Raw genomic sequence first — 11,946 nt, 5'->3', positions numbered from 1 at the left:
TAATCTTCCTCTCCGCGTCCTAAATTTACTGTGCTTGAACGCGAAGTTCAGCAGAAGAACGACTACGATGACCTAATAAGGTTTTCACATCAGTAGCGCTTGGCTTAATTAATTTAAACATTGGGGCAAACTTATCAAAATCGGCTAAAATCTCTTGTGCGCGAAGGCTGCCGGTTTCTTCAAAGTGCTCATTAATAATGCCACGTAAGTGCTCTGTATGAATGTTGTAATCAGATACTGAAAGCATCTCGATTGATTCATTGTTCATACGTATAGCAAGGTCGTCAGCTTCATCAAGCACATAGGCGAAGCCACCTGTCATACCTGCGCCAAAGTTCACACCTACTTGACCTAAAACAGTGACAATACCACCTGTCATATATTCACAAGTATGATCACCTGTACCTTCTACAACCGCTTGGCAACCAGAATTACGCACAGCAAAGCGTTCGCCTGCACGGCCGCATGCATACAAATTGCCACCAGTAGCACCATATAAACAGGTATTACCCATTATCATGGTTTTGTGACTCTTATAAGCAACACCCTTTGGCGGCTTAATAGTAATTTTACCACCAGCCATACCTTTACCGACATAATCGTTAGCATCGCCAGTTAATGTTAATTCAAGTCCACCAGCATTCCAGACACCAAAACTTTGACCAGCAGTACCTGACAGTGCAATTTTTATTGGTTGTGCCGCCATTCCTTGATCGCCATGCTGCCTTGCAATTTCACCTGATAAAACTGCACCGACTGAACGATCAACATTTTTAATACTGAAACGGAAGTTACCACCAGTACTATGTGCAACAGCATCACGAGCTGCTTCAAGTATTTGCTGATTTAACTTACCTTCATCAAATGGAATATTTTGTTCCGTTTGATGCACTGCAGTATTTTTTGTTGGTACTACAGGAGCAATAATTGGCGATAAATCTAGCTTCTGTTGTTTTGCACTAATACCCGCTAGTGGCTCTAATAAATCAGTTCGACCAATAATAGCGGTTAAGCTCTCAACACCAAGCTGCGCGAGTATTTCTCTAACGTCTTGCGCCACAAATTTAAAGTAATTCATGACTTGATCAGGCAAGCCTTTAAAAAATTGCTCACGAAGCACGTTATCTTGCGTAGCAACACCTGTTGCACAGTTGTTTAAATGGCAAATACGTAGGAATTTACAACCAAGTGTTACCATTGGTGCGGTACCAAAGCCAAAACTTTCCGCACCTAAAATAGCAGCTTTTACAATATCTAAGCCCGTTTTTAAACCGCCATCTACTTGTAGGCGAACCTTGTGACGTAGTCCGTTAGATACTAACGATTGATGCGCTTCAGCTAAACCCAATTCCCAAGGGCAGCCGGCATATTTAACTGACGTTAATGGGCTGGCGCCTGTACCGCCGTCATACCCTGAAATGGTGATAAAGTCAGCGTAAGCTTTAGCGACACCTGAGGCAATCGTGCCAACACCAGGGCCAGATACGAGCTTAACTGAAATAACGGCCTTTGGATTGACTTGTTTTAAATCAAATATTAGCTGTGCTAAATCTTCAATAGAATATATATCATGATGTGGAGGCGGTGAAATAAGCGTGACGCCAGGTACTGAAAAACGTAGCTTGGCGATGAGCGGCGTTACTTTATCACCAGGTAGTTGTCCACCTTCTCCTGGTTTTGCACCTTGTGCAACTTTGATCTGTAGTACATCGGCATTTACCAAATAATGTGGTGTTACACCAAAGCGCCCTGATGCAATTTGCTTAATTCGTGAATTTTTAACGGTGCCAAAACGGCGTTCGTCTTCGCCACCTTCACCGGAATTGGAAAAACCACCTAATCTGTTCATGGCTATTGCTAATGCTTCATGAGCCTCTGGACTTAGTGCACCAATCGACATCGCTGCACTGTCAAAGCGTTTAAACATTTCAGTATCAGCTTCAACGCTATCGATACTTATAGGGGTAGTCTCTTGTTTTAACGCTAAAAGATCTCGTAATGCTGCTGTAGGGCGATTATTTACCGTATCTGCAAACGTTCGATAGTCTTGATAATTACCAGTTTGCACGGCATTTTGAAGGTTTTTAACAACGTCAGGATTATATGCGTGATATTCTCCTCCATGCACATATTTAAGCAAGCCACCATGGCTCAGTTTTTGATGAGGCATGAATGCTTTACGTGCAAGGTTGATCGTATCCTGTTCAATATCTTCAAAGTCAGCACCTTGAATACGACTTGGTAAATCAGGGAAGCACAGTTGCATGATGTTTTGGTGCAAACCAATAACTTCAAATAACCCTGCACATCGATAACTTGCGATGGTTGAAATCCCCATTTTAGACAGTATTTTCAATAACCCTTTATTAATACCGTTGCGATAATTTTCTACGGCTTCGCGTACTGGTAAATTAATCTGTCCTTGTTCAACTAATTGTTCAACTGTTTCAAGGGCTAGGTAAGGATAAATAGCGGTAGCACCTAGGCCAAGTAGCACCGCAAATTGATGCGAATCTCTTACCGAGGCTGTTTCAACAATGATGTTAGAGTCACAACGTAATTGCTCGTCAACTAGACGTTTCTGAACTGCACCGACAGCCATGGCCGCAGGGATTGGTAAAAAGCCTTTTTGAATTTGACGGTCAGACAATACAAGGATTACAGTATTTTTGTTACGTACAAGTTCAACAGCTTCATCGCAAAGACGCTTTATCGCCGTTGCTAAACCTTCATTTACGTCGTAATTCAAAGACAATGTGTCGCTACGGTAATGCTCTGGATCCAACTCTCGCAATTGTTTTAGACCGGTATACATCAACACAGGTGTATCAAATAAAATGCGATCAGCATGACCTGTTGTTTCGTTAAATACGTTATGTTCTCTACCTATACAGGTACCAAGTGACATAACATAACGCTCACGAAGTGGATCTATTGGTGGGTTGGTGACTTGCGCAAACTGTTGTCTGAAATAATCATATAATGTACGTGGTTGACTCGATAAAACCGCCATAGGGGTATCATCGCCCATTGATCCTGTTGCTTCTTGTCCGTTTTCCGCAAGTGTTTTTACTACTTGTTGAATTTCTTCATAACTGTAATTAAATAGTTTGTGATATTCAGCAATACTTTTGTCGTTAAAGACGCGCTGACCTATTAATTCAGCGTCAAGCTCTTCAAAAGGCACTAATCGGCTAATGTTATTGTTAAGCCATTCGCGATAGGGATGGCGTACTTTTAAATCATTATCAATGTCGCTAGAGTTAAATATTTTACCCGTATATGTATCTACTGCGAGCATTTCACCGGGGCCAACACGGCCTTTTTCTACAACCTCATCTTCACCATAATCCCAAATACCAACTTCTGAGGCTAGGGTAATAAACCCATCGCGTGTAATGACATAACGTGCTGGACGCAAACCGTTTCTGTCTAGATTACATGCGACGTGACGACCATTGGTCATCACGATACCTGCTGGTCCATCCCATGGTTCCATATGCATTGAGTTAAATTCATAAAAGGCTTTTAGATCATCATCCATTAAAGGGCTATTTTGCCATGCTGGTGGCACGAGTAAACGCATAGCACGGAACAGATCCATACCACCGGCTAAAAACAATTCAAGCATGTTATCTAAAGATGAAGAATCTGATCCTGCTTCATTTACAAATGGTGCTGCGTGTTGTAAATCGGGTAAAAGAGGGGATTGAAAACGATATGTACGTGCTCTTGCCCACTGCCTATTACCTTTAATGGTATTAATTTCACCATTGTGTGCTAAATAACGAAAAGGCTGTGCTAAATGCCATTGTGGTGACGTATTGGTAGAAAATCGTTGATGAAAAACACAGATCGCTGTTTGCATACGAATATCAGCGAGATCTAAGTAAAAGTTAGGCAAATCTACAGGCATCATCAAGCCTTTATAGATGGTCACCAAACACGATAAGCTAGCGACGTAAAAACGTTCGTCTTCAATACGTTTTTCTGCACGACGTCTTGCCATATATAAGCGACGCTCAAGATCTCTATTTCGCCATCCTGGAGGCGCATTTACAAAAATTTGCTCTATTGTTGGTACATTGCTCGCTGCAATATCACCTAAGATTGATTTGTCTGTTGGTACTGTTCGCCAGCCAACTAAGGTTAGCATTTCTTGCGAAAGCTCTTGTTCAAGTATTTCTTTGGTTTTTGCCGCAATGACGGGATCAGGGTTTAAGAAGATCATGCCAACCGCATATTTACGGCCAAGTTGCCACCCGTTTTCTTCTGCGACTGCTCGGAAAAAGCTGTCTGGCTTTTTCATTAATAATCCACAACCGTCACCGGTTTTACCGTCAGCGTTAATACCGCCGCGATGTTGCATTCGGTCAAGCGCTGATATTGCGGTTTTTACAAGCTTGTGGCTGTTTTCACCATGTTGATGTGCAATTAAGCCAAACCCACAATTATCTTTTTGAAAGTTGGGATCATAAAGCTGCATGTTTTCTCTCCTAAAAAAAATACCTGCTTGGCACCAAAGTAGTTAAAATTAGAATAAAATTATGTAAAAAATGCATAATTACTCTGGTTTTTTATCCAAGGGGAACCCCTAACATTAAACGCAATCTGCATAAAGGTCAATAAAAATAGAGTTTTTGCTCGTAATTTTTTTACATTTACATAAGTTGCTGTTAAATAATTGTTTTATTTGTTTATTGGCGTTTTTATTGCTGTTTTGATAATGATAATTATTTTCATCAAGTGTGTTTTTGATCGTGATACGGACGAGTTATGTAAATTTATTACATGAATATTAAGGCTTTTCGCGAGGTTTAGGTTGTCGGCTGTTTATGCAGTAATTTATTCACCTTAAACAATAAAAAACTAACGTATATAAAATTACTCTTAAAAACGGGTAATAATACATTGGCTAACATGTAAAAAGACTAGCAATTGGTGATATTTAGCTTGGAAAATGTTTCCTATAAGTGGAGAACGTTGTTACATGCTTCGCAGGTATAAAAAAAGCAAGTGCTATACACTTGCTTTCTATGAGGCTTTAATGAGCGGCTTATGGTTGATAGCCGCCAGCAACACCTTTTGTAGTAACACTAACTGCATCATGCGCGTGTAACGATTCTAAATGATTTATCTTTAGCCAAAAATCTTGGAATAGCGGAACTTGGTTCATTGCATGTTGCAATTTACGCGCAGCATCTTCACAAAACATTAAATTTTGACCATTTAAACGCGCAAACTCTTGTTCATCTTCGCGTTTTACTGCTGCTTGTACAGGCGTTTTTAATGCATCTTCCGTTAAATCTACAATATCCTTAAGTGGGAAGTCGATTGCTTCGTTACCAAGGTTCACTTTAATTTCAGCAACTGAACGTTGGCTGTGTGGTGTGGCAACAATACCATCAGTTGTTCCTAACCATTCGTATACATCATTTAAATTGAGTGATTTTTCACTAAATGACTCTTTAAAGGCTTGTTGAATCAGTTGCCTTGCAAGTGCTGCTGAGCATGGACATGTAGAGGAATAACGAACATCTACGGCAAGCTCAACGCTGAGTTTACCTTGGTTCAAGCGTCCTGTAATTGTGACAGGATAAGCTTTCCAGCCTTGCTTTCCACTGATAAGTGATTTCCTTCTTAGGTGATAATCAAAGCGGAAAACAACTTTTGCGTTGTCACTTAGATCTTGATGACTACTAATAAAACCATCAAGCAGAGCAACTAAGCTTTGGTAGTTAAGTTCATTACTCGTTGATAGTTCATCTAGTAATAAATATAAACGAGACATATGAATGCCTTTAGCTTGTGGTTCTTTTAAGTTCACAAAGGCATCAACAAATGCGGAAACCATTCTAGGAGACTCATCCTTGGAAGATAACATTATTGGCATTTCAATATTGCTCATTCCAACCCAATCGAGTGTTCCTTCGGTTTGGGCAGTAGTATGGTTGGCAATATCAGGCATTAAGGTAGACATGGAGACTCCGATTTTAGGAAGTTACGTAAAGGGCTAGGCTTTCCCTAACTTCAGTCATAACAAGGTTAATGCTTTTAAGCGTATTTTAGTTGCGACGCTCAGTATAAAAGGGCGGCTATTTTGAATGAAAACACGGTTAAAAGCAATATTAAGGTACTTACGAACATTACTGAACTGTCAGATAATTTGTCCAGTTTACATGGTACTGGGAGTGAAAAAGTGTTTAAGCAATAAGGAATGACTTATACGGATGACAAAATAAAATTGCCTGTTACAATGATACTCTATTCAACACATCAATGAATCTTTAATAATATGAAACAGTTAGATACTGAACTTCTTGCAGGTTATCTTGAAAACCTAGGTGTAGCAGTCGTTACACAAATGTTAGATCTTTATGTTGAGCAATCTAAAGTGTATTTAACTGAAATAGCACAAGCTGTAATGTCGAAATCCCAGAATGATTGGCAAGAGCGCTGTCATAAAATGAAAGGCGCAGCGGGTAGTGTTGGTTTACTCACTGTTCATCAGCAATTAGTTGCAATAGAAAAGTCTTCTGAAAGTTGGCAGCAAAAAGAGCAATATTTACATGCTTTAAACGTCGAAAATTCATCTGCAATAGAAGCATTTAGCTTATGGATTAGCCAGCAATAATCCATTACATCAATAAAAAGGCTAGCAAATGCTAACCTTTTTATTGATGTAATTTCATCCGTTACGGCTTATATAGTCGCAGTAAAGGTTTTTTATTTATTCCACTTTACCGACAAAGCGATAACCTTCACCATGAATGGTGTTGATCAATTCAAGCTTTTTATCAAACAATTCAAAATGCTTTCGTAAACGGCGAATAGTAACATCTACCGTTCTATCATTTGAACGTAGATCACGCCCTGTCATTTCTTTTATTAATTGTTGACGCGTCACAATTTGACCAGCATTGGCTATTAGTAATCTTAGCGCGCGATATTCACCTCTAGGAATTGATATTTCTTCACCATTTGGCGCCGTCATTTTTCGTGAGTTGCCATCAAGCTTCCATTGGTTAAATTTGATAATAGCGTTGTCAGTATCACTTTTACCTTGCGTGATTCTGTTTAAGATATTACGCGCTCTAATCGTCAACTCTCTTGGGTTAAAAGGTTTGGTTAAGTAATCGTCTGCGCCGATTTCTAAACCTAAAATTTTATCAATGTCGCTATCACGCCCTGTAAGAAAGATTAAACCTAAATCACTGTTAGTGGTTAATTCTCGAGCTAAAAGTAAACCATTTTTACCCGGTAGATTTATGTCCATGATTACTAAATTAACGACATTATTTTTTAATTGCTGCTCCATTGCTTCACCGTTTACGGCTTCTGAAACAATGTAACCTTCTGCTTCGAATAAGTTTCGTAAATTAAAGCGAGTGACTTCTTCGTCTTCTACAATAAGTATATGAGGTTTTTGCATGCGTTTTTTCCAAATAAATACAGTATTTATTAATACTAATTATTGTTGTTGTTCGATGTATAACAAGAGTGGTTAAATACTTGCTTTACATCTTAATAACAATTTTATATACCCTAATATAAAATAACAAATAATCCAATGGCTAATATCTCGCCAGTGTAAAGCTTTTGTTAATCTACCAACTGTTTTATAACAGCTGTTCACTAATAGGAAATTTAATCTCAAACGTTGCGCCTTGTTTAGGCTTACTGTCTAGTTTGATACTGCCTCCTAATGCTTGTGTTACTAGGTTATACACCAAATGTAGTCCTAAACCACTACCGCCTTCACCACGTTTTGTTGTCGTAAATGGTTCAAATACCCTGTCTTTAATTTCACTAGCGATACCTAATCCATCATCGCTGTAGACGATATGTAGCGTTTCGCTTTGCTTTGAAATTACAACATTAATGTTGCCATGATCCAGACCATCGAAACCATGTGTAATGGAATTTAAAATGAGGTTTATCAATACTTGATTAATAGGCCCTGGTTTACTAACAACAATGAGGTCTTCAGGACAGTCGAATGAAATCTGATATGGCGTGTTTTTAATCTGGGGCGCTAGTGTAAACAAAATTTCATTAAGTAATTCGCTGAAATTAAATTGCCTAAATTCTTCACTAGATTGATCTACAGCTACCTTTTTAAAACTTGAAATTAATTCTGCTGCTCGCTTTAAATTGCGGTAAATAATACCGACATTTTCTTCTCCCTCACTGAGGAATTTTTTCAATTGACTTGATTTAAGCGATCTATTTTCAAACGCAGTTTTAATATCTCGTAAACGATCAGATAGTAGTGTCGACGCTGTAACACCTAGCCCTATTGGTGTATTTACTTCGTGCGCAACACCAGCAACCATATCGCCAAGTGAAGCCATTTTTTCACTTTCAACAAGTTGGTCTTGAAACTGATGCAGTTTTTCTAAAGTTGATAATAATTCTTGATTAGACTCTTTTAAGGCGTCAGTGCGTTTTGCAACTTTATCTTCTAATTCGATATTAAGTTCAAGGCTTTGTTTTTCAGCAAGACCTAACTGCGTGACATGGCGTTCGGTTCGATTTAAGAAGTTATTAATGTTAGCAGCAACCGCATCGGCTTCCTTGTAGGGTAATCTTGAAATTCTTAAGCTGTAATCTTTGGTTTGAGAGATCTTTAATAATTCCGAACTTAGTGTTCGTAAAGGGTTAACAATTAAGTTCTCTAATCGTAAACTAACGAAAAATACGCAGCAGATTAATAACAAGAATAGAAGAATAAAAATAATTAATAGATGCGTTTCAAAGGATAGACCCTGTTGCGTATCTAATTCGACATATACATACCCAAGGTCTTGATCTTGTGAGACTACAGGCGTTACAAACTTTACAATATCTCCCTCTTTTTTTGGGGTCAGGTATAAATTTTTTTCCTGCGTGGTAATTTTATCCCCCATCGAACGCGCACTTTTTAAGTAATTGTAGCCAGCGAAATATTTAAAGTTTTTAGATGTGTCTTCTATTGCATAAACATCAATTTTTTGAATCGCATCATTACTTGCGAAAACCTGTAGCTTATCTTCTAAAGCAAACTTATCGCCGTTGCGTAAATCATCTGATGCCAGTTGAACGACATAATTGGCCCATTGCATGGTGTTTGTTTCTAATTGCCGTTCAGATTCATTAAGAAATGTTTTTGTCATGTACGCACATGCAATTAAGACAAAAAGAGAGATAAAGCCGACAACACTGATCAGAATTGCGCTACGTATCGATTTTATTTCTTTTTGAGATGGCATCTAAATATTATAATTTGTATCACGTATAGAATGATAATTGTTGAATTTAGGTTAAATTGCAACTCAATTGTGTAAATTTCAACTACTTAACCTACTTTTGCCGCGGGCAGAATATACCGTAAATCCCTGCTGAATACCTAGTACTGATACATTCATGAAACATTTTTCCATAATTGGTTGGTATTTTAGAAAGCTGTTGGCCACTACTGTTAATGAGCCTTCTGGCTTTATATGGCGATTAATTCCCGCCAAAAAGGTCTCGGTCGCCGCGTAATGTGTTTTAGTACCTTGATGGAAAGGCGGGTTTGTGACGACGTGATCGTATTGCGATGAAATAGCAGATAGACTATCCGTGGCAATCAGTTTTCCCGTTAATCCGTTAAGACTTAGTGTTTTTTCAGCTGAAGCGAGTGCTAATGCACTTACATCTGCAAGGGTTAATGCGATATTCGGGTTGCTTTTGCCGAGATAGGTGGCGATAACACCGGCGCCTGTGCCAAAATCTAATACTTGGCCTGAGAGGTTACTGGGTAAATAATTAAATAGCACTTTAGTACCTTTATCGAGACCATTTTGGCTAAATACGCCGGGTAACGCTGCAATAGTACACGATTGATTATTAATGGTAATGTGGTACGTTTTATACCAGTCTTCTAAGGTGAATTTGGGCAACGTGGTAATCGCCATTTCGAATAAAAGACAATGTCTAGCAGCATCAATTTTTTCCACAAATTGGTGGTAAGATTGTGTCAGTTTATGTAGCGATTTAATCCCACTTTTGTTTTCTCCAACCACTAAAATTCGCGCATCTTCCGTTAAACTTTCACTTAGCATTGCTAAGATAAAGTTTAATTCAGCTTTACTTTTAGGAAATGTCATTATCACGAGGTCATGTAAATGTTCGCTTTTATAGCAACTTGAAAAAACAGCGTTCGCGTATGAAAAAGACTGGTGAAATAAGTGTGCGTCGTACTGCGTGTCAAAAAATGTGATATCACTATTTTGAGATAATTGTTTTAAATGATCAGCAAAATTATCTTGTGGCATATTGACTAATAGTGTTGATGAAGCATGCAGCAAATCATCATTGCGGGTTAATACTTGGCTAAGGTTTGTTAACAACATGGGGTGCTCTTGCAAATGGTATTAAACGCTGACAGAAATTTACGCTAATTTGTGTCATAATTGGCGTGTATATTACCTTATTCTTCTGGCAGTACCAAGGCTTGGCCCGATACGGCAGTAGGCTAAATAACACGAGGAGTGCGTTATTAATAAATGGCTGATGCAAATTAAGGCCTGGTGGTTTAGAAGTGAACTTCTAGAACTCATGCTTAAATTTAAATACATAACGCTTCCTAAATTGCTGGGAAAACAGTTATGTGTAGAAGTCTATGTAGCACTACGAGATCCGCAAAGCTATATGTTGGTGCAAGCATTATTAAAGTTAGAACAAGGTTATCATATTAACTTTAAGCTATATCTCGTTTATGAATCGTTACCTGGACTCAAAATTTACCCGCAAATGGCTCAGCGTTGGGTATTGAATGATGCCGATGTAATTGCTAAACGATATGGTTTAACGCCAATTAAGGCGGTACCACTTGAGTCTCAATTATTGACAGGGCAGCAGTTATGGCAGTTTTCTGTTAGAAGTGTTGCTGATGCCGTTGAGCTTTTTGATAAGGTGTGGCAAGAAAAATTTGATTATATTTGTCAAACATCAACGCCCGCTATAAATTTTCAAGTAAAAAATCAGCAACGTTTAGTTAGTAAAGGTCATTATTTATCAGCAACAACCTATTTTGCTGGCGAATGGTTTGTTGGTGTTGATCGATTGGTGTATTTGGAGCGTCGCTTACGCAATTTAGGGTTGAATAAAGATGATAAGCAATATTTTCAACATGACAACTTAACCGAGTTAAGTACTGATGCGCCTAGCCAAAACCAAAACATTGGTGGTGAATTAGAAGTATTTCTATCGTTGCGCAGCCCATATTCTTATCTCGGATTTGTTAAAGCGTGCCGCCTAGCCAAAAAGTATCAATTAACATTATGTATAAAGCCCATCATGCCTTTAATGATGCGGGGATTAAAAATGCCAGAAAGTAAGCAGAAATATATGTATAGAGATGCTTACCGTGAGGCAAAAACAGCGAATATTCGCTTTTCAAGTTATGCAGAACCTTTTGAGCAAGGGGTGATAAATAGCTATCAAATATTTGCTTATGCATTAAAACAAGGCAAATCAGTTGATTATGTTGAGGCCATTTTTCATGCAATTTTTGTTGAAAATATTAATGTGAGCGATGAGAGGGCCATAAAGTCTATCTGTGACCGCTTGGATATCAATTACGAGCAAGCGTTATGCTATCAAAAAGAGTTTGATTGGCAGGTATGGACCGAGAAGAACTTTAATGAACTCGCATCAATAGGCTTATGGGGAGCTCCTTGTTTTAGATTCAACGAAACGTACTGTTGGGGCCAAGATAGATTGTTTCTAATTGAAGAAGCCATCAAACAGGCATCAAATTATCCTGACGATAACCTGTTGAACGTATCTATGTAAGCTAGTCGGTATTGCTAAGCACATCTCAGTAATGGCAATGTTGATAAGCGCAGTGAGAGTGCTTTATTCACACTATATTCTTCCCATAATTATTTATCCAAGCTTGCGGCATTTTAGAATAAATGT

Annotated in this window: 7 protein-coding genes; 2 read left to right on the top strand and 5 right to left on the bottom strand. The window is 38.5% G+C overall.

What is annotated here, in order from left to right; translation table 11 throughout:
• Positions 1-25: 25 nt before the first annotated feature.
• Positions 26-4,486 (bottom strand): glutamate synthase large subunit, encoded by a 4,461-nt coding sequence (gene gltB / locus QUE09_RS14710; RefSeq protein ID WP_286233600.1) that lies wholly within the window; start codon positions 4,484-4,486, stop codon positions 26-28.
• Positions 4,487-5,056: 570 nt separating this feature from the next.
• Positions 5,057-5,980, bottom strand: coding sequence for a GTP cyclohydrolase FolE2 (gene folE2 / locus QUE09_RS14705; RefSeq protein ID WP_286233599.1), 924 nt, complete (start codon positions 5,978-5,980; stop codon positions 5,057-5,059).
• A gap of 315 nt (positions 5,981-6,295) precedes the next feature.
• On the opposite strand from folE2, the gene QUE09_RS14700 reads away from it, so the two are divergent.
• Complete coding sequence (locus QUE09_RS14700; protein WP_286233598.1) at positions 6,296-6,634, top strand: Hpt domain-containing protein; 339 nt, start codon at positions 6,296-6,298, stop codon at positions 6,632-6,634.
• Between the two features lie 96 nt (positions 6,635-6,730).
• Here the strand turns inward: QUE09_RS14700 and arcA are convergent, their stop codons facing one another.
• From arcA to QUE09_RS14685, 3 genes are all read right to left on the bottom strand, one after another.
• A complete protein-coding gene (gene arcA, locus QUE09_RS14695; RefSeq protein WP_286233597.1) occupies positions 6,731-7,432 on the bottom strand; it encodes a two-component system response regulator ArcA in 702 nt (233 codons plus the stop codon).
• A gap of 187 nt (positions 7,433-7,619) precedes the next feature.
• Positions 7,620-9,251, bottom strand: coding sequence for a sensor histidine kinase (locus tag QUE09_RS14690; protein ID WP_286233596.1), 1,632 nt, complete (start codon positions 9,249-9,251; stop codon positions 7,620-7,622).
• Between the two features lie 78 nt (positions 9,252-9,329).
• Complete coding sequence (locus QUE09_RS14685; protein ID WP_286233595.1) at positions 9,330-10,376, bottom strand: methyltransferase; 1,047 nt, start codon at positions 10,374-10,376, stop codon at positions 9,330-9,332.
• Between the two features lie 205 nt (positions 10,377-10,581).
• Between QUE09_RS14685 and QUE09_RS14680 the strand changes: the two genes are divergently transcribed.
• Positions 10,582-11,820: a DsbA family protein gene (locus QUE09_RS14680; protein ID WP_286233594.1), complete on the top strand. Its 1,239-nt coding sequence runs from the start codon at positions 10,582-10,584 to the stop codon at positions 11,818-11,820.
• The last annotated feature ends 126 nt before the right edge of the window (positions 11,821-11,946 follow it).

The organism is Thalassotalea sediminis, from assembly GCF_030295915.1.
GTDB lineage: Bacteria > Pseudomonadota > Gammaproteobacteria > Enterobacterales > Alteromonadaceae > Thalassotalea_C > Thalassotalea_C sediminis.
The sequence above is the reverse complement of the archived record's forward strand: the minus strand, read 5'-3'. Positions and strand labels throughout refer to the sequence as shown.